Annotated in this window: 20 protein-coding genes; 10 read left to right on the forward strand and 10 right to left on the reverse strand. The window is 38.5% G+C overall.

Annotated features, from left to right (window positions below; all coding sequences use genetic code 11):
* Nucleotides 1-68 precede the first annotated feature (68 nt).
* Nucleotides 69-1490, forward strand: coding sequence for a deoxyribodipyrimidine photo-lyase (locus tag A5882_RS03605; RefSeq protein ID WP_086372430.1), 1422 nt, complete (start codon nt 69-71; stop codon nt 1488-1490).
* A gap of 420 nt (nt 1491-1910) precedes the next feature.
* Nucleotides 1911-2300, forward strand: coding sequence for a YxeA family protein (locus A5882_RS03610; protein WP_034871925.1), 390 nt, complete (start codon nt 1911-1913; stop codon nt 2298-2300).
* A gap of 295 nt (nt 2301-2595) precedes the next feature.
* Here A5882_RS03610 and A5882_RS03615 read toward each other — a convergent pair whose 3' ends face one another.
* The 6 genes from A5882_RS03615 to A5882_RS03645 all read right to left on the reverse strand — a co-directional run bounded on the left by A5882_RS03615 (nt 2596) and on the right by A5882_RS03645 (nt 11755).
* On the reverse strand, nt 2596-4044 hold the full coding sequence (locus tag A5882_RS03615) for a helix-turn-helix domain-containing protein (RefSeq protein WP_086372431.1): 1449 nt from the start codon (nt 4042-4044) through the stop codon (nt 2596-2598).
* 536 nt (nt 4045-4580) lie between these two features.
* Nucleotides 4581-5975 (reverse strand): glutamate decarboxylase, encoded by a 1395-nt coding sequence (locus A5882_RS03620; protein WP_086372432.1) that lies wholly within the window; start codon nt 5973-5975, stop codon nt 4581-4583.
* A gap of 29 nt (nt 5976-6004) precedes the next feature.
* Nucleotides 6005-7414, reverse strand: a complete 1410-nt coding sequence (locus A5882_RS03625; RefSeq protein ID WP_005230559.1) for an amino acid permease — start codon at nt 7412-7414, stop codon at nt 6005-6007.
* A gap of 25 nt (nt 7415-7439) precedes the next feature.
* Complete coding sequence (locus tag A5882_RS03630) at nt 7440-8081, reverse strand: hypothetical protein (RefSeq protein ID WP_005230557.1); 642 nt, start codon at nt 8079-8081, stop codon at nt 7440-7442.
* A gap of 1132 nt (nt 8082-9213) precedes the next feature.
* Entirely contained in the window at nt 9214-10476 is a 1263-nt protein-coding gene (locus A5882_RS03640) for a radical SAM protein (protein ID WP_005233213.1), read from the reverse strand.
* A gap of 10 nt (nt 10477-10486) precedes the next feature.
* Entirely contained in the window at nt 10487-11755 is a 1269-nt protein-coding gene (locus A5882_RS03645) for a radical SAM protein (RefSeq protein ID WP_005230552.1), read from the reverse strand.
* Nucleotides 11756-11850: 95 nt separating this feature from the next.
* On the opposite strand from A5882_RS03645, the gene A5882_RS03650 reads away from it, so the two are divergent.
* Together A5882_RS03650 and A5882_RS03655 are read left to right on the forward strand one after the other, a co-directional pair.
* Nucleotides 11851-13458 (forward strand): ABC transporter ATP-binding protein, encoded by a 1608-nt coding sequence (locus tag A5882_RS03650; protein WP_005233211.1) that lies wholly within the window; start codon nt 11851-11853, stop codon nt 13456-13458.
* Nucleotides 13459-13520: 62 nt separating this feature from the next.
* A complete protein-coding gene (locus tag A5882_RS03655) occupies nt 13521-13679 on the forward strand; it encodes a hypothetical protein (protein ID WP_008380281.1) in 159 nt (52 codons plus the stop codon).
* 130 nt (nt 13680-13809) lie between these two features.
* Here the strand turns inward: A5882_RS03655 and A5882_RS03660 are convergent, their stop codons facing one another.
* Nucleotides 13810-14262 carry a GNAT family N-acetyltransferase gene (locus A5882_RS03660; protein WP_005230546.1) on the reverse strand — a complete coding sequence of 151 codons (453 nt, stop codon included), beginning with the start codon at nt 14260-14262 and terminating at the stop codon, nt 13810-13812.
* A 389-nt stretch (nt 14263-14651) separates the two neighbouring features.
* Between A5882_RS03660 and A5882_RS03665 the strand changes: the two genes are divergently transcribed.
* Nucleotides 14652-15071, forward strand: coding sequence for a MerR family transcriptional regulator (locus A5882_RS03665; protein ID WP_005233209.1), 420 nt, complete (start codon nt 14652-14654; stop codon nt 15069-15071).
* 75 nt (nt 15072-15146) lie between these two features.
* Nucleotides 15147-16013 (forward strand): aldo/keto reductase, encoded by an 867-nt coding sequence (locus A5882_RS03670; protein WP_008380285.1) that lies wholly within the window; start codon nt 15147-15149, stop codon nt 16011-16013.
* A 376-nt stretch (nt 16014-16389) separates the two neighbouring features.
* On the opposite strand, the gene A5882_RS03675 is transcribed toward A5882_RS03670, so the two are convergent.
* The 3 genes from A5882_RS03675 to alsS form a co-directional block, all read right to left on the reverse strand.
* Nucleotides 16390-17004 (reverse strand): CPBP family intramembrane glutamic endopeptidase, encoded by a 615-nt coding sequence (locus A5882_RS03675; protein WP_008380288.1) that lies wholly within the window; start codon nt 17002-17004, stop codon nt 16390-16392.
* A gap of 54 nt (nt 17005-17058) precedes the next feature.
* The gene (locus A5882_RS03680) at nt 17059-17307 is read right to left on the reverse strand and encodes a hypothetical protein (RefSeq protein ID WP_008380289.1); all 249 of its coding nucleotides are present in this window, start codon (nt 17305-17307) and stop codon (nt 17059-17061) included.
* A 568-nt stretch (nt 17308-17875) separates the two neighbouring features.
* Entirely contained in the window at nt 17876-19552 is a 1677-nt protein-coding gene (gene alsS / locus A5882_RS03685; RefSeq protein WP_008380291.1) for an acetolactate synthase AlsS, read from the reverse strand.
* 240 nt (nt 19553-19792) lie between these two features.
* Here alsS and A5882_RS03690 point away from each other — a divergent pair, with 240 nt between their 5' ends.
* From A5882_RS03690 to A5882_RS03705, 4 genes are all read left to right on the forward strand, one after another.
* Nucleotides 19793-20161, forward strand: a complete 369-nt coding sequence (locus A5882_RS03690) for a helix-turn-helix domain-containing protein (RefSeq protein ID WP_008380292.1) — start codon at nt 19793-19795, stop codon at nt 20159-20161.
* A complete protein-coding gene (locus A5882_RS03695) occupies nt 20143-20844 on the forward strand; it encodes an endonuclease III domain-containing protein (RefSeq protein ID WP_005233189.1) in 702 nt (233 codons plus the stop codon). Before A5882_RS03690 ends, A5882_RS03695 begins: the two co-directional genes overlap by 19 nt.
* Before the next feature lie 91 nt (nt 20845-20935).
* Nucleotides 20936-21466, forward strand: coding sequence for a YbhB/YbcL family Raf kinase inhibitor-like protein (locus A5882_RS03700; RefSeq protein WP_005233187.1), 531 nt, complete (start codon nt 20936-20938; stop codon nt 21464-21466).
* 26 nt (nt 21467-21492) lie between these two features.
* Complete coding sequence (locus tag A5882_RS03705; protein WP_005233176.1) at nt 21493-22581, forward strand: L-dopachrome tautomerase-related protein; 1089 nt, start codon at nt 21493-21495, stop codon at nt 22579-22581.
* Nucleotides 22582-22644: the final 63 nt, after the last annotated feature.

The following is a 22644-nucleotide window of genomic DNA, read 5'->3' on the forward strand; positions in this document are numbered from 1 at the left end:
ATCTTTCCTTTACTATGAACGAAATCCGATCGTTTTTTTAGCACGGTTATACTATCAAGGAGGTTGTTATGGCAATTCATGTGATGTGGTTTAGAAAGGATCTGCGCTTAGAGGACAATATGGCGCTTACTGAGTCGCTTTTGTCTCTTCAAGCAAACGACCAATTGTTGTGTGTGTTTCATCTCAATGAAAAGCAGTTTCTCCCCGATGCACCAAGCCATGATTACTTTTTTAGCGCGGTTGCTCACTTTATCGAGGCTGCCAAAAAGCAAAATCTGACGATCCACCTCTTGACGGGAACGTTGACAGAAGCCTTTGATCAGTTGTTCGCTTGCTATCCAGAATGGAGCCAGCTTTACTTCAACTTTGATAACCGTGGATATGGTCGTAAACGCGACCTCTACATAAAAGAATTGGTCGAGAAAAAAGGCGTCACTGTCCATTCCTTTGAAGAACATCATCTACACCAACCAACGGAAGTCACCAAAGAGGATGGGACATACTACAAAAAATTTACGCCCTATTATAAGAAATGGATCCAGCTGCCCAAACCGGTGTATCAAAAGCAGGCCCTTGATTTTGAAAAAGCCGCTCATTTTAATGATGCCCCTCACTTCAAAGCAGGGACATCGCTGCTTGCTGAGCTGCTAAAAAATAGAAAGACCGATTTTTCAACGATCGTTGGGGAAGACTATGCGCATAAACAATTGCAGGCCTTTGTGCAAAAGCGTTTGGCCGCCTATGAAAAAGACCGTGATCTCCCTTCGATCAAAGGAACCAGCCGCCTGTCCCCTTTCTTGTCTTTTGGACAAATCTCTATTCGGAAGGTTTGGGCCGCTTGCCAAGGAATGCCACCCAGCACTGGCAAAGCGACCTTTTTAAAAGAACTGGCTTGGCGAGATTTTTATCATATGATCTACTTCACTCATCCGGAGCAAAAAAACTATGAACTCATTGAGAAATATCGAAACATGGATTGGCAAAAGGATGAAGAGGCGTTTAACAAATGGCAAGCAGGACAAACCGGCTATCCGATCATTGATGCCGCGATGCGGCAGCTGAATCAAACCGGTTGGATGCATAACCGTCTACGGATGATCGTCGCTTCCTTTCTAACCAAAGATCTATTGATCGATTGGCGGCAAGGAGAAGCCTATTTTGCTCGACAATTGATCGACTACGACGCTGCCAGCAATATCGGCGGCTGGCAGTGGGCAGCTTCGACCGGCACCGATGCCGTTCCTTACTTTCGAATTTTCAACCCCATCACTCAGGGGAAAAAATTCGACAAAGAGGGGACGTTTATCAAACAATTTGTTCCCGAACTCGCCCAGTTGCCGCTAAAATTCATCCACGAACCTTACCTGATGACTGACGAAGAACAAGCCGACCTAAAGGTAGTTTTAGGCACCAACTATCCGTTGCCTATAGTTGATCACAACGAAGCCAGAAAAAGAGCCCTCGATTTGTATAGTAAAATCGAGCCGTAAGCAGCTGTGATGGCCTGCTCTCAAACATTTTCGGTAGAAAAAAAACAGCAAAGACGGGCTCTTACGGAGCGTCTTTGCTGGTTTTTTATTAAACTGGTGCGCCGTTTTTCACCTTTCTATAGTGAAAAAACAAACGGCTCACCTCATCAAGTAGTCAGTTGTTGTGCGTACAAAAAAGGTCATACTACTTGCTATGTTTTTTTATTAAGGTCTTGTCGCCTGATTCCGCACTTATTTCTAGTCACTCTAAGCAACAATACCCTGACGATTTATAGATAGAACCCTTTATTAGCGGCGTTCCCCACTTTTCCACGACTGGCTAGTAACATTTCTCCTTGCAAAACTGTTCGTCTGATGAAAGGTCATCTATAGAACCATTCTGTTATAATAGCTCCATATTTGAGGATAAGGATGGTTTATATGAAAAAAATAATCGGATTCGTCTTAGTCGTACTTTTAGGGTTTGCCGGATACAAAGGCTATGAATATTATCAATCCACCTACTCAGGACAAACAGCTTACGCGTATGTCCCATCTGAGATTCCCCCTAAGGTAGAACATGAAAGTAAAAGCGGCATCGGTGACCAGTCACCTTGGTATTCTTACGATTACACATTAAACTTTGTAAAAGAAGATGGCAGCACACAAACACTCGAGGTTTCATTATCAGAAGATAACGCAAAACCCTTAACCCCAAATTCTTATGTAAAAGCGGTGATCAGTGAAAAGCGCACAATAAAAGGCCCGAATAGCGTTGAAAAAGATGCAATTCCCAAAAAGGTTCTAGAAAAATTAGAAAATCAGAACTAACGATTGCAGACTCACATCATTATGTGGGTCTTTTTTTTACATCCTTCCAAAACCAGCATTTTGAATCCCTTCTGTTATTTTCACGCTTGATGTCTTCTGCTCTGTTGCGATACGTTATACAAGGATACTGGACACATTATCTAGCAGAAAGCTGCTTGACTGACTCTGTTTTCATCTCGGCATCAATGACAAGAGCAATTCAAGCGCCTTTTCCTTTCCCTACTTCGCAGATAATTGAAAAAGCAGCGAATCACCTATCCGTTGACTCGCTGCTTTTTAACTAACAAGTGATGGCTCACACCACAAAAGAATGATACTTAGAATAAGCAATTTGATCGACGATCGCAGAAACCTGATTGACGTCTAAATCGGCACCAATGGCGGTCACTTGATAAAATTGGTCATAATTTTTCCCTAATTGGGGGAGATTGGCATTGGAAATCAACAAGTCAAATGTCTCGTCCGGAGTATAGGGTAAAACAACAACATTTTGCTTGCCTTTTAGTTCATTTTTTAACAAGTAAATCGAAGCATCCGCCAAAAGACTAGAGCACATATTTAAGACCCCGATCCGTACCCGATATTCTTCTTTAGGCGATAACATATAAATTAAAAAGACTAGGCGTTTCTTGAGATAGTTGAGTTTCGTGGGCGTAAACAAGTTGGTCGGTGCAATAATGTGTTCCAGAATGTCTGAGATCACTTGATCCCGCAAGGAATTGTGAAACATTTTGTGGTAATAATTTAGCGTGACTCGATCGATGGAATAATTCACTCCATGAAAGTAATAAACTTGTGCGATTAAGGAAAAGACATTGGCTTTGATATCGATCGTCGTATGCGAGGCATCAAGACGGTAAATGGACTGGATTGCTGCCATGACTTCATCGGTGATCTCAAAGACGGGATTTTTATTAGTGTACAGTCCTAAGCGAAGTTCCTCGTAAGGAATCCCGCCCACCGTAATGAGGAAGAGACAGATAAAGAATGGCACGATCTTCGCTTCATCTACTGAGCAGATACATTTTTTAGAAGCATAGATCTGTCGAATAAAGTGACAGAGGGGCATCTCTTGGCAACGCTCGATTTTGGTTTGTTCTTCCGGACTTAAACTTCCCAAGGTCGTGTGAGACGTGACTTTTTTCATAATCACATACAACCAGATCTTCAGCTGCTTTTGTTGGGCAATCGATAAGGTTATTTTTTTCGCTAACTCCGCAACCAGGTCATCGATCAAAACAGAATCGATCGTTGTTGCACCCATTTTGAAAAAATTATAGTAAAAATAAATGCGTTGTGTCATCGTTCCAACTAGTTTTTTGTTTCTGATCTTTAATTCAAAATGCTGCAACAACTGATTGCACTCAGCAATCAATCGATTGAGGGTCCCCACACTTATGTTTAATTCATCAGCCAATACGAAGGCATCATAGCCTGCATGTTGAAACAAATAATGGATGATTTGATATTTAGCAGATTTTTTCAATAGCGTGTCGGTCAAATCATCCAGTGAGACACTATCGGTTACTTGCAGTTCCAACGTATAACGATTGATGATAAATGAGACCTTCTCATTTTTTAGTTGCCGTTGAAGGCTCTCTGATAATTTCGTCAAGGTCGGCATCGTAATATCTAATTCCCGACACGCATCACTTTTTTTGATATGACCGGTCGATAAATACAAAAATTTGAGCAAGATATACTCTAATTTCAAGTCCTTATCCAGTAAGTCTTCTTTATACATGACTGTTTTTCCTCCAGTGTAAATCTATATTCATTCAGAATAGTTACAACCAATTTACAGAAAAAGATAGCAGTACGTTACTTATGAAACAAACAAGCGCAGTAAAAACAGGCCCTTTCTACAGATACTTTTCCTTCACTTACTCCCCAACAAACCATGACTGACAAACAAAAACCCTCGATGCAAGACGAATTTCCCTAAGAATTCCCTCACGACAACGTTCTAAGATTTCCTTTTCGTTTATGTAAAACGTTCTTCTCTAAAAAAATATATTTAGACCATAATAATTAATACTATCACAAGTCAGAAATGTCAATAAATGAAATTATCAAGCACTGTTTTTTTACTTTCTCTTAAAAAACGACACTATCAAGTGCTTACCCGTTCTTACAAACAAAAAAATCAAAGGCAGTCGATGCAACCGCCTTTGATTTTTCTATAAACCAAGGTTCATTCAGTCTTGCAAAAAACGTTTCATAAAGGGACTTTTTATTCATTGAAAAAAGCAATGAAAGGGTTTCTAGCGATACCGTTTCTTAATGTGAAAAGCCATAGGTTTGATCGGATGAAACATGACGGCTTGGTCGCTTGTTCAAGCGCTCGATTCCTTCTTTCATGTCTTGCACCAGATCCATTGCCATTTGCATACTTAAATCTGCCCGGCAGACAAAGCGTTGGATATTGATATGTGATAGATTATCAGGTAATGGATAGGTAGGGACTTGCCAGCCTTTCATCGCAAATTCATCCGTCAAATCATACAGATTCCAAGAAATATCGGCATCTTCTTTTAATTTGTAGCAGACGATCGGCAACCGTGAACCATCATTATAAATATCGAAGTAACCCATGTTTTCAATCTCTTTTGCTAAATATTGGGCAACATCGCTGGTCTTTTTGTGGATCAAGCGGTAGCCTTCAAACCCATTGCGGATAAAGGTGTAATATTGTCCGATGATTTGGCTGGCGCTTCTTGAAAAGTTGATGGCCATCGTTGGCATTTCACCGCCAAGATAACTTACTTTAAAGACCAACTCTTCTGGTAAGAAATCTTTTTCTTTCCAAAGCACCCAACCGATACCAGGGTAGACTAACCCATATTTATGTCCAGACGTACTGATGGAACGAACGTTTTTCAAACGGAAATCCCATTCAAGTTCTGGTTCCATAAATGACGTGTACAATCCCCCACTAGCCGCATCCACGTGGATGTAGACTTTGTAGTCGGTGTGTTTGTTGTATTCCTCTAATTTCTTGTCTAGTGCTTTGATATCATCGTATCGTCCAGTGTAAGTGATTCCTAAAATACCAACGACCCCGATCGTATATTCATCTAAATAGTCCGTGACCTTTTCAACATTAATGCTGCCATGTTCTTCATCGATAGGGATCGTTCGCATTTCAATGTCCCAGTAGACACAGAATTTTTCCCAAACGACTTGATAGGCAGAAGAAATCACTAAGTTTGGTTTTTGTTTATTGATATCTAAGCCAAGTTTTTTTGCCCGATTGCGCCAAGCAAATTTTAAGGCCAATCCACCTAACATACACGCTTCACTTGAGCCTACCGTTGATGTACCGATAAAATCGGACGCTTCTGGGGCATGCCATAAATCAGCGATCATATTGACACAGCGGTTTTCAATTTCTGCTGTCCGTGGGTACTCGGTTTTATCGATGGCGTTTTTATCAAGGGTTTCACTCATAATTTTGACTGCTTCTGGTTCCATGTAGGTTTGACAGAACGTCGCCAAATTTTGTCTTGAGACCCCTTCATCGATCAATTGATCTTTGACTAATTCATAGGCATCCCGCGGTACCAAGGACTCTTTTGGTAATTTGTACATAGGGATCGCTTGATCCATTGCCTCATTCCCATAGATAGGCTCCAAATATTGGGCTTCTTTTCGATTTTTTTTACTAAATAACATGCAGCTCTCCTCCTCATAGGTTGTGCTTTTTATTTTTTATCGCTTGCTTTTTCACCTACATATTTATAGATGACAAACGGTATCACGACAATAATCAGCCAACTGATGATCAAGATGGCTAAATAGGTTCCGCCCTTTCCGGTGCCGATATCGCTCGGTGGAAAGAAGGAAATAAAGAAAGAAAAAATAGAAACAAGCAAACCAACCATCGCAACACCAATTTTCACATTTTTCCCACCAGGAATATGATACGTTCTTGTTAAGTCGTCTTTTTCTTTGACTAATTTAATATAGGAAAGAAACAAGAGGACATAAGCCACCAGATAGATGCAGACCGTCAACGCCATCGCAACGAAGAAGGATAGATTGGCGCCTCCACCGCCTAATGTCAAGACAACCGCCCAAATGGAAACAATGATGCCTTGTACCAAAACGATATTGATTGGGACATTGTGTTGATTGACTTTGGCCATTTGTTTTGGCAGCAAGCCATTTTCAGCTGCTTCAAGCATCGCAGTCGATGGGCCGACCACCCAAGCAGCAATTTCTGCAATGACACCTAAACAGATGACCACGGCAATCAAACGAACCAGCCATTCTCCGCCGCCAAAATGATGGATCAAATAAGAATAGGCTTGAATCACGCCAGTATCAAGAGACAATTGATTTTGGGGAATCGTGGCAGCCACCGTTGCCCCACCTAACGTATCCAAAAGAATCGTTGCTACAACTAAAATCAAAATAGCTTTCGGGTAATTCTTTCCAGGATTGTCCATATCTTTTACGTGACTGGCAGAAGATTCAACCCCTGCATAGGCTAAAATAAAGGAAACAAAAACGACCAGCGTATTGATTTTCGTGAAATCAGGAATCCAAGCGCCTGATCCAAAAGAAACTTTGACGGGATTCCCTTGAGCAATGTAGACAATTCCTAAGATAAAAAGAATGATCCCTGTTGCGACGATCCCCACAAAGAACCCTACTTTGGCAATCTTCGCAGTATTTTTTGTTCCGCCAAATTGCGAGATCGTGATCAGCCAAAAGATCACTAAAGTGGCAATCAGCTTCAGCCAAACATTCGTATTAAGAGCCGGCCAATTTAGGGCATAGGAAAGCGCCCCGACAATAAAGTAAATCATCGTAATAAAGCCTACCGTGATTTGGAACCATTGGAAGAAAATGGCAGCAAAGCCCCATTTTCTCCCTAATGTTTTTGAGACCCAGGTATAGAGTCCCCCTTTTTCCCATCCCTTTACAGTAGCCATCTCCGCAGAGCAAAGGGCTACAGGGATAAACCAGAGGAAACCGCCGACGAGTAAATAAAAAACTAAATTCATCTTCGATGTCGCAAAGGTTGGATACTCATATACCGTCATCACCATTGAAGCAGTTATTGCAAAAAAACTCAACAATGATAGTTTTTTCTTGCTAGTATCCATTTTTTTTACCTCCTATCGTTAGATACTATTTTTCAGCAGCGGAAGATAGATCAATATGGTACGTATGTGTCAAATCTCCATCTGCTTTAAATTCGATTTCGACCGCTTTGATCGCTGGCAAACTTTGTTCTTGCGCCACTTTAAAATGAATAAAGCCATCTTTATGTTTGTCATGGGTCAAAATCTCATCATCTAAGTAGTCCACAAACACTTCCGCTTCTACTTTTTTGCCATCATTCAACACCAAATAGGCTTTGTCAGGTTTGATTTTTTTGTCTTTCGAATCTTCATTAAACAATTGATATTTCAGTGAGAGCAATGTTTTGTATTCTTTGTCTTTGTCTTTGAATTCTTCTACATTCACGATTTTTACATGATTCACTAAAAAGCGAATGTGATCCCAACCAGCATTTTCATAATTCGTTTCATACCAAACGACGTCTTTGATTTTCGGATCGATTCCCTTAGTTACGATTTCTTCAAAATACCCGTCATCACTCAATTTTTCACTTCCCACAACTACTTCATCTGACGAATCGCTGATCAACGTTTCCGTTCCAGACCCAGAGACCACTTCCCCTGATTCTTCCACTGTTGAGCATGCACCTAGAGTAAACAAAACGCCTACACCTAAAACGAAACCTGCAACTAACGATGTTTTCTTCATTGTAAATCCTGTCCTTTCTTTTATTATTTTTATTCCATCTCAGGTATACCATTTAACCCAAAAAAGCGAATACCTAATTTTTTATTTTAAAAACAAAAAAACGCGAAAAATAATTCGCGTTTCGGTGCTATCATGAAGTGCAGATAAGAACAATGACCATTGAAAAGAAAGGACTGAGTTTTTTTGAGAGCGCTTGTGGTCGTCCTAACTGCCGTTTTGTTAAGTATCAGCCCTCTTTCAGCTGACTTTTATCTGGAAAAGACGGACAGACATACTTCTAACGCAATGTTTTCTCGGATAGAAGTTGCCCAAAATGAGTGGGCGACTACTGGATCAAAAAGATTTGTTGGAACGCTGATGCTTCCTGATGCAAAAGGCAGCCTGTTGACAGCTGACGGGCATTTTATGAGAAGACCTTCCAAGCTTGCGACGAATAGACGCGTAGCAATAGCAGCTTGTAGGGTTCAAAAAACACCCAAAATCGCACGGGGCAGTCATCTGTCTCAGCGCTGTAGCTCTTTAGCCCCTACGACTTTGCGGTTAGAAAAAGCGTGTCAGGCACGGCAATCAAACGTCCTTAGCTCTCATCCGAGTATCTGGTGTCGTACATGACGCCTTCATCCACAGGGTTTCCGCAGTGATGGCACATAGGTAAGTCAAAAACAAATGATCCTCAAAACGTTTATCCTCCGGCGTATCCTAGACAAATCTACTTCCCCATCCTGAACAAAAAAATAGCCACTACCTACTTTCCACTTACTTGTGCCATCCTCTGCTTGATAAAATGATCAAAATTTTTTGATTGAAAAGAAAAAATTGCCTATTCTGTTTTGATCATTTTTTTAGTGATCGATCATTACTTAGCTAGCTAAGCCCCCCAAACCTCAAGCAGCCCCCGAAAACAGTTTCGGAGGCTGCTTGGGGTGAGCTTTGCTCACTATTTAGTTTTCTTATAAAAATTTTAATATGAGAAATCATTTATTACAATATGAATGAGAAAATTGAGTTACGCTTTCTATTTTTATAAGTAAGTATAGATTCTATTCACAATGTAACATAGTAACCTTATTTAACTAAGCTATTTTTTTAAGAAGACCTTATCAATCTTCTGAAGCAAAAATATTCCACCAGATTATATTAGTCTTGCCGAAGCCATTTTTATATGCTCTTCAATATTGTACTTATAGCTAACGCACTTCGACTCACCTGTATTCATTCGAATTAACGGACAGCCTCCTAAACACAAAGGTTGAACTTTACAACTTGAACATTTCGCTTTCGAAAAAAATTTGTACTCTGTAAATGTTTTATGCACACTGTTCAATTGTATTCCTGTATAGATATCTCCAACTCGTCCAATCGTTTTACCAATATGAACCCAGCATTTATATAAAAATCCATTAGGGTCGATTACATAGTCATCTCGATTGATAGCTTCGCAGAACCCAATCGTTGTCCGTGGTATGGCAACAATATTTATCCCTCTTTCCAAAAGACTTTTATAAACCATTATTTCTTCTTTCGAAAACTCTTGGGATGTATAACATGTGGGTGTTTTGTAGGTATCAAAATCCTCTACCGGCGCAAGATAAAAGCCAACTTTCTTAAGTAAATTAAAATTATCCAGCGAGTTCATCAAACGAATAACATCTTCATGATTATTCTCCCTATCTATATTTACTCTTACAGTTACTGGAATATATTTTAGAGTTTTAACTATATTCTGTAATATTCTTGCAAATGTCCCTTTCCCATTTGTTAAACATCTTCTAGAATCATGATTTATCTGATCCCCATCCAGAGTAATTTGAGCATAATTAACGTGATAACTTTTTAAAAGTTGTGCAACTTTTTCTGTTAGCAAATAACCATTGGATACAATTTCTGCGTTGAAATTTTTATATTTTTTTTCGTTTTTCATTATTATTTCACTTATAACTTTAATAGAGTTCAATCCCATCAAAGGCTCTCCTCCATACCAAATTACTTTCAATGACTGATGGGGTAATACATTTTTAAGAATAAACTCAGCTGTTTTCTTAGCAGTTTCAGTAGTCATAGTATGTTGTCTAAACCCTTGCTCGTAACAATAAAAACAGGAAAAATTACAGTTCATCGTAGGGGCAATTGTGAAAGTTACTTGACTAGGATTATATCGTTTTTCATTTGCCACAGACACTAATCTTGCTTCTTCATCAATCTCATCGGAAACAATGATATTTTGATTTTCTAAATAAGAGAATAATTCTGTTTTCTCAAAGTTATCGTTATTAATAAAAGTCTGTAGATCATGGAACTCGCTTTGAGTTAGTAAAACGATAGCAGAGTATACCGAATTGTACAAAAGTATTTCATTATCCACTTCTTCAACAATCGTATATTGCGATAATTTCATAAAATCACTCCTAATTAAATTGGGTAAAAAATTTTCTGTTACCTAGATTTGTATGCTTTACAAAAGAACGTATGAATGTTTCTCTATCAATTGAATAGTTGGGGTTACATGAAGTATCACACTGTACCTTTCCTCGACACACTGCAATTAATTCACATGAATTACACTGATTGTTGCTTTTCGGAAGAACACTCTTTTGGTCATAAAGGCTATATTGAACATCTTCTGCAAAAGAAGATGATTCTGTAAAACTTTTTATTATTCTACGTTCATAAAAATTTGTTGCATTACATAACCCTATAGATCCATCAGAGAAAAACTTTACAGACCAAGGATTATACGCATCGCACTCAAAGCGATACGAAGAAAATGGAGAGACATTCACCAGGAAACCGTTTTCAATTAGGTGATCAATTGCAGTTGAAGATACCCACTTTAGATATTTTTCATAGGATAATGCATTGAAATAATTTTCATTAAACTCATAGTTATTAATGTAATAGCAATTGATATGGGCTTTGATATCACTTTGGCGGATCGTAACGAGAAAAGACTGAAACTCTTCTGTATTTTTATCAGATGTATTATAACCAATATGGATTTTAACACGTCCGCTCTTAGATGCTACCGCTAGATTTTCAAAAATCTTATCATACGTTCCGCTTCCACTCTTAAGAGATCTATTTCTATCATGATCTTTTCTAGATGTTAGTGTAGTATCGACAATTAAAGAATCAAAATGATTTATAAAATCTGGAGTGAGTAGATAGGCGTTTGTTCCTAAACCATAAGAAATTGAGAGTGATTTCTCTGACGCAATTTGATCAATCTTACTTTTAATTGCGAGAATTCTTTTTTTATAAAGAAGTGGCTCGCCCCCGAAAAAATAGATATATAGTCTCCGAACGCCTAGCTGAGCAATGTCTAAAATGTATTGCATTATATTATTTATCGTCTGATCAGTAATAACATTTTTAGAAAGGAAATCATTCTGGTAACAATAAGTACACGAAAAGTTGCAATCTTCTGTGATATTTATAGTGATAGTAACTAAGTCTCTCTTTAAATTGATTGTTTTCTGTTTATAACTTTCCAAATCACCGTGTATAAATCCATTTTCAAATAAATATTTTCGTTCACCTTCACTTATTTCGCTCGAAATCTCCGTTTTACTTTTCATTTTTTTTGAATCAATAGTAACTATTTCTTGCGTTAATGTATTGCAAAGAATAGTCTCGTTACCGTTCTCAATGATATCGACATACCGTGAAAAACGCATCACCTAACCCCCTTTTTCAATAATTATACATTTCACAAAATAATATTTCAATTTTTTTTTAATTTGTGATATAGTTTTTACATAGGAGGGAGAGAATGAAAAAAATATTAAAAAGAAACCAACCACTTTTCTTTTTGCATGTGATTTTATGCGCAATGGCAGCGCTCATTCAAGTTGGGGTTGCTTTGGTGTATAGACAAATCACCGAGGTTGCTATGTCAGGAGATGTAAAAAGACTTTTATTTATTGGTATATTCGCCTTCTTTTACATCTTATTGAACACGATGAGCGATTTTATTCCAAGAAGAAGTAAATCCGTCTTAGTTCAATCAATAATGAATCAACTGAGAGAGAGTCTCTCGCAGAAAATCGTTCGAATGAATCCGGTACTATTTCTTAAAAATGAGAAAAACGAGTATCTCTCAAAGTTGGCAAATGAAATGAAAGTCGTTGAATTAGAATTTTTAAAGCCCGGATTTGGACTGATTTTAAGCATTTTTACCTTTCTATTCTCTCTTTTATTCACACTAAAATTAAACACTTCTTTTTCATTGATTATGCTGCTCTTAGCTTTTAGTCCTTTGCTAGCCCCTTATTTCGCTAAGCGAATCCTTAGTGATCGTCGCAAGTCCGTTGTTCTGGAGCAAGATCGTACACTTAGTTTATTTGACCAACTTCTCTCAGGATACCTGACCTTACGTGTCGGCAAAGGTTTTCCAACATATACGAAAATTTTTACTAACAGTAGTGAACGATTAAAAAAGGAAAGTATCACTTTTGAAACCTTACAAGGACTGACTTATGCAATTTCTTTTGGACTTGGGGATCTTGCCTATTCAGGGACATGGATCGTTGGTGGTTTCTTTGTTGCTGCCAAAATAATCACCATTCCCGATCTTATTGCGATGACTACACTAATGAGTACGATTGCCGGTCCGTTAGAGTATTTCAGTACTTCAGTTACAGATATTTTAGCGAGCAAGAAGGTCGCGGACGATCTTATAGCTTTCATTGATGGTACCGATGATGATGAGCCCAATCGCTCACTTGAACTTGCAGAACCAATAAATACTTTATCGATTGAAAATCTGCATTTCCATCATGGAAATCGTTTGATTTTTAATGGTTTTACTCAAACATTTGAGCGTGGAAAAAAATATGCTATCACTGGCGCAAGCGGTAGCGGGAAGTCGACACTATTGAATATTTTAGCGGGAATTTACCCTATCGACGATCATCAAGTATTGGTTGACCAGCAAGAGATGAATCAGCTATCTAGAGACTCCCTTTATGAGAAAGTTGCACTTGTCCAACAAAAAACTGCTATCTTCCAGACGAGTATTGCTTACAACGTTTCTATTTTTAGTGAATACGAACTTGAAAAAATCGTTGATGTTTTAAAACGAAGTGGATTAGATGATCGCTTTGATAACAATGATTTAACCGATACGCAAGATAATACATGGATAAACTTTCTTTCTGGCGGCGAGCTTAGACGGCTTGAGATTGCTCGGGCAATCTTTAAAGATTCCGATGTTATTCTTTTTGACGAACCAACATCTGGTCTAGACAGTATAAACGAGATGATTATCAGTGACTTAATCTGCTCACTTACAGATAAAATAATCATTGTCGTTACTCACTCAACAAATCAGGAATTTCTAGGTTCATTTGATGAGCTAATTCAGTTAAATAAATCATGAATTTAGATGATATAGGCCTACCTTATGTCATCTGGAAATATAAAAGAAAGGAGAGGTATACAATGAAAGTAATCTCTGAAGCTTCAAAAGAACAAATCATCACCATGTGTGGAAGTAATCAGCATTCCCATCATCCACCAATCATCTTACCTGAAGAGACTGATACACCATTTTCAAATCAGAAAAAAGAAGAGATAAAAAAAGAAGAGAAAGCTAGTTAAGAGAAAATCATTTGATCCTTACTTTACTTATTAATAAGGATAATAGCAAGCAAAGAAGGGGTCGTGACTAGCTATATATGTCTCGACTCCTTCTTACATATTTCCCGCAAACGCAAATAATTTTTAACAGCTACTTGTTATCAACTTTCTTCATATAAAGAATTGGATAAGGGTTTCCTTGTTCGTCTAACTCGCTTCTTTTGTATACCTCAAATCCCATATGCTCATAAAATCCTTTCGCCTGAGGATTCTGTTCATTTACTCCCAGTTCATTTACAGAATAGTTTTCCATCCCGTATGCCAAGAGTTTTCTTCCTAGTCCCTTGCCTCTTTGTTCATTTGCTATAAAAAGCATTTCAAGATTTCGATCCGAGATCCCCATGAAGCCAGCTGGCTCTCCATTTTCACTTTCTACGATAATCAAATGTGGCACATGATGCAATGCCTCTGGAATGTATTGCTTAATGGCTTGGATTTCGGTCTCTGACAAAAAGGTGTGCGTCGCCTTAACAGAACTCTCCCATACTTCAATTAATTGTTGCTCTAACTTTTGATTCATACTACTTACTTCTTTTATATTCATGGATAGTCACACTCTCATCAGCTTATTTTCGTTTTTCATAACAAGAATCGCTGTTTCATTGATCCAAGTTAAGAATTTTCAACATCATCATAACATGAGATGGATTTATTTAAAATCTATGGATAAAAACTGCCTCGCTCAAATAGATAACGAAACAATCAATTCTAAGAGAGTATGACTTGCTTTGAAACACACTAAGAAAGGAGCTTTCAATACTGATGATTTCTCAAATCATTCTGTTGAAATAAAAATGCTTGTAGCTTTTTCTTCCCGAATAGTCGCCATAACGAACAAAATATATTCTTTTCAATAAACGATTTTAAACCACTTGCCCTAGAGTCCACTTCAGGGTTTATGATTACTTATAGAAAAGATAAGGAGAACCAACGATGAATATAAAAAAAGCAGCGGAAATGTTTGATTTGAGCGTAGACACATTGCGCTATTATGAACGAGTCGGTGTGATTCCACCTGTCCAACGCAATGAGAGTGGCTATCGGGTGTACACAACAAATGATCTAAACTGGATCTATTTAGCAAAACATTTACGAAATGCAGGATTGTCGATCGAATCGCTAATTGAATTTGCTCAATTGGCACAAGTACGTGAAAGTCAAAACGTCGAAACAGCTCAGAAACAGATTTTAGCCGATCAACTCGAAGAATTAGAGAAAAAGTTAGCAGCAATGCAGGAAGTAAGAGACCTACTTATTTATAAGATAGAAACGTATGATGAGCATATCGCAAAATTTAAAGCAGGAAATATGACCCCTGATAAAGTGGAAAAATTATGGGAACGAAAAAAGTAACATCTTTCACTTGCTATGGACTTAACTCCAAGGTTTAGGATAGAACATGCAATGAAAATTAGAGGAGGAAACATTATGCAAACAATCACACTCAATAATGGTGTCACCATGCCGCAACTAGGATTTGGCGTTTATCAAATACCTTTGGAAGAAACAGCAGAAGCTGTTTACCAAGCAATCAAAGCTGGGTATCGACTGATCGACACTGCTTCTATTTATGGAAATGAAACAGAAACAGGCGAGGGAATCAAGCGCGCCATCACTGAAGGTCTAGTCACTCGAGAAGAACTTTTTGTTACCTCTAAATTATTTATTCTCCAAGCTTCCGAAGATAAAGCGAAAGAAACGATTGAACATTCGCTTGAAACAATGGGATTAACTTATCTTGATCTCTACCTTATTCACCAACCATATGGAGATATTTATGGTGCTTGGCGCTCAATGGTTGCTGCTCAAAAAACAGGAAAATTACGTGCAATTGGCGTTTCAAATTTCAAATCAGCTAAGATGATCGAGTTTGTCGGCTTGAATGAGGCGAAACCTCAAATCAATCAAATCGAAGTGAACCCTTGGAATCAACGAGCGGAAGATCAGGAATGGCATGAAAAATATGACGTCCAAGTTGAAGCTTGGGCTCCCTTTGCAGAAGGACGCCATGACCTATTTACCAATCCGACATTAGCAGAAATTGGCAAGCAATATGGCAAAACGGTTGGTCAAGTTGTTCTTCGCTGGTTGATGCAAAGAGGGATTGTCGCTTTAGCAAAAACAGTTCGTCCAGAACGGATGGCTGAAAACATTGCTATTTTTGACTTTGAGCTTTCCCAAGAAGACATTGAAAAAATAGCCGCTTTAGATAAAAAAGAGTCCGCATTCTTTGACCACGATGCCCCCCAACAAGTGGAATGGTTTATGGAGCGGATGTTAGATACTGAAAGTTAATAGGTTTTTATTGAAGAAAACCAATACAAGTCCGCTCACATTGCAAAAGGAAGCGGACTTGTATTAGTTCTTACTGAATTGTATGTCGTCACTTTTCTTTGTCAGTATGACAATGTTCTTGGAAATAGGGCCAGTGAGTCATCTTTGAACAAGGAGTTGCTTTTCATATTTAGCAGTGGAACCTAAATGATGATCTAAAAAATGACGAAGGACAGACATTCGTAGATAAGAACTGTACAAAACAACATGCCTAAGACGCTTCTCTGACCTCTCAAATGTACTTTCACCAAATATGTTTTAGAGATTCTATACGTACATAATAGATAAATTGCCCCCAATTCTTCTACTATTAAGAGGAAACATTAAGAAGAAATCTTTAGATCAAGATAGCTGCTGCCATCACAACGAAATTATAGAAGCTATGTGCAAAAATGGATTCCCAAATATTTCCCCTACGTAAATAGGTGATCGTCAAATAAAACCCTATGACAAAGTAGGGAAAAAGAGCAAAAAGATTCCCGTTCACATTTACGATATGACTTTCAGTAAAAAGCAAGAGGCTTCCGACAGCAGTGATGATTCTCAACCATCGTTTTTCTCCAACATAAATCAGTGTATAGCGATAAAGCATTTCCTCGAAAACAGGTGCTAGCAAAAGTACATCGAATACAAATGGAAGGGTTCTTTGATCGGAGAGATAAACAAAAATCAACGCATTGAGATCACGAAATAAAAGAATATTAATTAAACCGATAGTGAGGATAATACTAGTAGGTACGATGAGACCGATTTTTATTAGCGCAATTTTATTTATCTTTTTATAACTCTCTACTAAATAGTTACGGAAAAGAAGGATACCAAGTAAAACGAACAATAGTTTTACTCCGAAATGATTATAACTCATCAAATATCTTGCATAAAAAGAAGGAATGCCACGTATTGCTAGCCCCTTCCATAGGACATAAAACAATAAAAATAACCCTCTTTTCAACTTATCCCTCCTAATGAACGAAAGCTTTATACTCCAGATAGTTTTACTCTTCTTTCAGTTCTTCCTATCTCTAAAATAACAATAAACCAAATAACCACTCGAGCATACTAACAAAGGAAGTCCGACATAGAGCATACCAGTTCCTAATGGATAATTAATAGCAAGATCAAGTTGGATATTCTTAAGCTCTTCTTGGCTTATTGTGTCAAAATCTTGAATAGGAATCAAAATCGTTTGTAAAAAAAAGCCAACGACCGTGATAAAAAGACTGAAACAAAAAACGCCGAGTGCAAATTTTTTCATAAGAGACCTCTTTTCAGCATACACTTTATTGCTTTACCATCTTATTATACATATCAATCATTAAAAAAAGAAACTTAAAATATTTTTACACATTATACTTACAACAATTAACAAGGAAACCATCCTATAGAAGTCATTCCTTAGCTGGAAAAAGGAGTCTCCTCACTAATAATTCTTCCATCAAACAACATAGGAAGTGCTTAATTTCCTTCATTCGACTTACTTGAAATCTGCCTCTATGAAGACTAGAAACACGTATCCAAATCACCGCTATCCACCGTATTTAGAGTATCGATGTGCTTTTTTAAGACAGTGCCGAATTGGCAGACCTTTTCTCCGAAAAAATCAGAGGAGATGCTAACAAAAATACCGCTAGCAGCAAACGAATCATCGTCCTTACCAACGGCATTTTATTAAAGACTTCTGTCCTGGATTCTCTAAAAATTCCACTTCATATTTTTAGTCAGGCACTGTTTTTATTGTAAAAAGAACTTTCTTTTCTTTAACGTAGTAAAGGTGCATTGCCATTCTTTTCTAACACATGTTTTGTGGCCCATAGTAGAAAGACTCAGTACTTTTTAAACGGTTCTTTATCTCGTAAATGAATATTCTCATGATTGTCTTCGATCATTTCAATCACTCTTGGTTCACTCGTAGCGTACGCTTCCTTCAGCGCAGCATCTAAAGCTTCTTTGGAACGTACACGAACTGCTTTAATACCGTAGCTTTCAGCCATTTCTTTATACCCAATATAATCGATATCGACCCCTTCTTTTTGTCCGTTATAGTCTAGTTCTTGTTGGAATTCAACCATGTTGTATTCTTTATCCACCCAGATTACTTGCACAATATTCAAATTGTAATGGGCTACTGTAGCTAATTCTTGTGAGGAAAACATAAAGCTGCCATCCCCACCTGAAGACAAAATCTTTTCCTCTGGACGTAACAGTGCTGCTGAAATCGCCCAAGGAAGACCGACGCCTAAGGTTTGTTCCCCATCAGACATTAAGAAATGTTTTGGCCGATACACATTTAGGTACGAACCCAGCCACACTTCATGACTTCCTCCATCCATAACAACGGTCGTATTTGGATGAGCCTCGATTATTTTTTGCAAAGAGTCAACAATTTCCAATGGATGTAGTGCATCCTCAGGTGTTTGGCTGGGTACTTTTTTCTTCGCTGTCAATTTTTCTTGCAAGTCATGAACCACCATTTTCCACTCATCCGTAATGGCTTGTTCCGTTATGCTATTGGTAATATTTTTTAGATTTTTTGCGATATTGCCTAAGAGGATGGTGTCAGGGAGATAAGTTTCATCTAAATGATCCACTACAGTATCAATATCAATAATGCGCTTGTTATCGGTATTCCAAACAGAAGCCCAGTATTCAACCAAATTTAATCCCAATGTAATCACTAAATCACTGTTAAAAACCAGTTCATCCCCAGGCAGGTTATTAAACAGCCCCACTCGACCCACATAGTTTTGGGAAAACTCATGCGTCAATAGACCTGTAGCTTCGAACGTCTCCACGACCGGAATTCCCGTTTTTTTAACGAACCCTTGAATGGCAGCCGCCGCATTATCATCGGCTGCCCGAGCACCAACGATAATAACTGGGCGTTTTGCCGCTTTGATTTTCTCAACTGCACTAAGAATGGCAGCTTCGTCACTAATCGTATTGTCCAATTGATTCACTAAGGTCGAAAAAGCCAAACCAGATTTAGTGGTCTCAGCTAACAGAATATTACCTGGAATATCCATAAAAACGGCCCCGGGATTGCCATTGATACTTGAGACATACGCATTCGCTACTTCATCCGCAAGGGCATCGGTATGCTGAATTTCCTTGGCATATTTAGTAATCGTTGAATCATTCATTACGCCAGAAATATTAGGATTTTGAGGATACGGTGTTACTAACTTCGCTTGTGGAACTTGTCCGGCAATAGCCAATACCGGGTCACCATCAGAAGTCGCCGTAGCTAAGGGCGTGACCAAATTCAAAGCCCCCGGTCCTGACGTAGTCATCACTACACCAGGTTTACCAGTCATGCGCCCAATTCCTTGTGCCATGAAACCAGCATTTTGTTCATGTCTTACCGTAACAACTTTAATCTCTTCACGTTTTTTCAAAGCCATTAATAACGGACCCAACTTGCCGCCTGGCAATTGAAAGACATATTCCACACCATTTTTAATCAATGTATCTACAATCAAGTCTGCACCGTTCTTATTCATAATAAATCTCTCCTAAATGTTTTTTGCAAGTTGTTTATTAGGATTACTTGAGATAACTGTAAAGGTAATAAATTTGCTTACTCGTGTACTATAGATTCAAAAGAAAGAGTTGTACATTAGGGAATTTTTTTATACGTCTATTTCTTATTGCCTTCTTACGATTAGGAGATGAATTGTTTTACAAATAGTAAGTAAATCCTTATGATACTCTCAGACATACGGAAAAGGAGACAACTGAAGATGACAAGAAAAATATACAATTGCGAACATGGCTGCGCGGTCGAATCGACTTTACAAATGATTTCAGGTCGTTGGAAAAGCGTTATCTTATATCATTTGATGTTTGATGGGTCACTTCGCTATAACGAACTACAAAAGCTGATTCCTGGCATCACTAGAAGAATGGTCTCTTTGCAGTTGAAAGATTTAGAAAAGGATGGATTGATCTATCGTAAGGTCGTTCAGGAAAAACCATTACAGGTTGTGTATGGAATGACCGATTATGGCTACTCTTTAAAAGAGATCATTGAATTATTGTATCGCTGGGGCGAAGATTTTAATCACAAAAACGCGGGATTACTTGAAGAAGAATGTTTAACTTGCAATTGATCGCGACTGCTAGTAAAAATGAGGTTTTTAACGTGAAAAAGATTGAAAATATTGAAGAATTATATGAAGCATTAAGCACATCAATGGAACATTCAACGTGGTGGGATACAGAAAATCCATGGGAAATCGTTGTCGGATCAATTTTGGTTCAAAATACCAATTGGAAAAATGTGGCCTATTCCTTAGCAAACATCAGAAGAGAGATTGGATTTTCTCCGAAAAGATTGGCAGAAATTGATCAGTTCCTTCTTCAGGATCTGATTCGGCCCAGTGGTTTCTACAAAAATAAATCCCGCGCGATAAAAGAAATCTTTTCTTGGTTTCAGCGCTACAACTATGATATCGGTATTCTACAGAAAAAAGAACAGGCTGAGTTACGAAAAGAGTTGCTAGCTATCTATGGTGTTGGCTATGAAACGGCAGATGTACTAATGGTTTTTGTGTTTAATAAGGTCGTGTTTATCGCTGATAAATACGCACAACGAATTTTTAGTCGCTTAGGCCTAAATGAGCCGCTTACTTACCTCACCCTTCAAAATATGATCGAATTACCAGATACATTTACCAATGAACAAGCTCAAAACTTTCATGGTTGGCTAGTTGATTACGGTCAAGTCCATTTGAAATCGGATAAAGACTGGCAAGCAGGCTTCTTAAGTCAGTTTACACTCGTTCACCTCTAATTGTGGTATAAAAAAATTCCCTAATTTACATTTCATTGACCGAGGATTACGCTATCCTTGTTACAAAAACACGTTTCAAGGAGGAGATAGTATGAACGATCCATTTTTAGGATTACAAGACGTGCCAGCGTTTCACGTGACCAGTAAGGACATTGTTGACGGGAAACTTATGGATAAAAAATTTATGTCTGGTGATTTTGGGATTGAGGATGGACAAGATATTTCACCAGAGCTTCACTGGACCGGTGCACCAAGCAATACGAAAAGCTATGCGGTTACCTTATACGACCCTGATGCACCAACTGGATCAGGATTTTGGCATTGGGCAGTCATGAATATCCCCGCTTCTGTAGAGGAATTATCACAAGGAGCCGGCAGTAGCGATAACGCAAAGCTGCCACCGGGAGCCGTTCAATTACCAAATGATGCCCGCATGAAAAAATATATTGGTGCTGCGCCGCCCAAAGGTCATGGTGTTCATCACTACTTCTTAACGGTTTGGGCATTGGCTATTGAGAAAGTTGAAATTCCTGAGGATTCTACCCCAGCTTTTTTCATTTTTAATACCTTTGGACATGTCCTAGCTCGTGGTGTTGTGAACTTTGAAGTCGAAGTGAAATAGGGAAAGCTCAGAGAGGAAGATACGTAATGAATGCTGCAAAAGAAAACTATTTTGGCAAACTAGAACAAGTCCATGAATTTTATGATGCGATGCCTACCGGCGTTAGCTTATCGGAAACCGGGAGAATCTTTATTAATTTTCCTGAATGGGGAGACCAAGTAACCGCGACAGTCGTTGAACGAGTAGACGGCAAATTAATTCCTTATCCTAGCCAAGAAGCGAATACATTTGATCCTCAAAAACCGGAAAACGGATTTCTAAGTGTACAAAGTATCGTTGCTGATGGTGCTGGTACTTTGTGGGTATTGGATACCGCTGCACCCAAATTCACCGTTCCTGTTAAGGGTGGGGCAAAACTGGTTGCTGTGGATTTAAGTACTAATCAAATTCGCAAAGTCTATACTTTTTCACCGGATGTCGTCCTAGACTCTACGTATTTGAATGATGTTCGAATTGATTTACGCCGCGGTTCTGAAGGGGTAGCCTATATAACCGATTCTTCTATTACCGGTCCTGGTGCGTTGATCGTACTCGATTTAGGTACTGGCGATGCATTCCGTATTTTAGATGGCACGCCCTCCACCGCGGTTGATCCAGCCTTTATTCCTAAAGTTGAAGGCGAGATTTTGTTAAATCGCTCGGCTGATGGAACAACTTCGCATTGGCAAGTGGCAGCTGACGGCCTAGCGATTTCTCCCGACGGAAAAACCTTGTTTTTTAGTCCTTTATCCAGTCGACATTTATACTCAATTGAAACCGATAAAATTTTCAACAAAGAAATTGATGATCACGCATTAGAAGCACATGTTAAAGATTGGGGCGAAAAAGGCGCCTCTGATGGCATGATTACGGCAGAAGATGGAACGATCTATGCTGGCGACTATGAAAACAACAGCATTCGTGTGATTCACACGGATGGTACTATGGAGACTTTGGCTCACGATCCGCGTATTTTATGGCCAGATACTTTATCTATTGGACCAGATCAATACTTATATTTTAACGCCAACCAGCTGCAACGGCAGGCTAGTTTTCACAAAGGAGAAGACCTGAGAGAGAAGCCTTACAGTCTGTTCCGCATTTTTATCGGAAAAAATCCTGCGAAAGCAAACTAACCGGTCTTGATCCAAAGGGAGGGCAATACGTAAAAGAACTAATGCGATTTTCTATCCAGAAAA

Source organism: Enterococcus sp. 4E1_DIV0656, from assembly GCF_002140695.1.
Taxonomy (GTDB): domain Bacteria; phylum Bacillota; class Bacilli; order Lactobacillales; family Enterococcaceae; genus Enterococcus_D; species Enterococcus_D entomosocium.

Bases quoted from the DNA above. Each gene is read 5' to 3' on its own strand.
- A5882_RS03630 (WP_005230557.1), bottom strand. From the start codon at position 8,081: ATGAAGAAAACATCGTTAGTTGCAGGTTTCGTTTTAGGTGTAGGCGTT.
- A5882_RS03610 (WP_034871925.1), top strand. From the start codon at position 1,911: ATGAAAAAAATAATCGGATTCGTCTTAGTCGTACTTTTAGGGTTTGCC.
- A5882_RS03680 (WP_008380289.1), bottom strand. From the start codon at position 17,307: ATGAAAAAATTTGCACTCGGCGTTTTTTGTTTCAGTCTTTTTATCACG.
- A5882_RS03650 (WP_005233211.1), top strand. From the start codon at position 11,851: ATGAAAAAAATATTAAAAAGAAACCAACCACTTTTCTTTTTGCATGTG.
- A5882_RS03620 (WP_086372432.1), bottom strand. From the start codon at position 5,975: ATGTTATTTAGTAAAAAAAATCGAAAAGAAGCCCAATATTTGGAGCCT.
- A5882_RS03700 (WP_005233187.1), top strand. From the start codon at position 20,936: ATGAACGATCCATTTTTAGGATTACAAGACGTGCCAGCGTTTCACGTG.
- A5882_RS03660 (WP_005230546.1), bottom strand. From the start codon at position 14,262: ATGAATATAAAAGAAGTAAGTAGTATGAATCAAAAGTTAGAGCAACAA.
- A5882_RS03670 (WP_008380285.1), top strand. From the start codon at position 15,147: ATGCAAACAATCACACTCAATAATGGTGTCACCATGCCGCAACTAGGA.
- A5882_RS03705 (WP_005233176.1), top strand. From the start codon at position 21,493: ATGAATGCTGCAAAAGAAAACTATTTTGGCAAACTAGAACAAGTCCAT.
- A5882_RS03655 (WP_008380281.1), top strand. From the start codon at position 13,521: ATGAAAGTAATCTCTGAAGCTTCAAAAGAACAAATCATCACCATGTGT.
- A5882_RS03645 (WP_005230552.1), bottom strand. From the start codon at position 11,755: ATGCGTTTTTCACGGTATGTCGATATCATTGAGAACGGTAACGAGACT.
- A5882_RS03690 (WP_008380292.1), top strand. From the start codon at position 19,793: ATGACAAGAAAAATATACAATTGCGAACATGGCTGCGCGGTCGAATCG.
- A5882_RS03605 (WP_086372430.1), top strand. From the start codon at position 69: ATGGCAATTCATGTGATGTGGTTTAGAAAGGATCTGCGCTTAGAGGAC.
- A5882_RS03640 (WP_005233213.1), bottom strand. From the start codon at position 10,476: ATGAAATTATCGCAATATACGATTGTTGAAGAAGTGGATAATGAAATA.
- A5882_RS03695 (WP_005233189.1), top strand. From the start codon at position 20,143: ATGTTTAACTTGCAATTGATCGCGACTGCTAGTAAAAATGAGGTTTTT.
- A5882_RS03625 (WP_005230559.1), bottom strand. From the start codon at position 7,414: ATGGATACTAGCAAGAAAAAACTATCATTGTTGAGTTTTTTTGCAATA.
- A5882_RS03615 (WP_086372431.1), bottom strand. From the start codon at position 4,044: ATGTATAAAGAAGACTTACTGGATAAGGACTTGAAATTAGAGTATATC.
- alsS (WP_008380291.1), bottom strand. From the start codon at position 19,552: ATGAATAAGAACGGTGCAGACTTGATTGTAGATACATTGATTAAAAAT.
- A5882_RS03665 (WP_005233209.1), top strand. From the start codon at position 14,652: ATGAATATAAAAAAAGCAGCGGAAATGTTTGATTTGAGCGTAGACACA.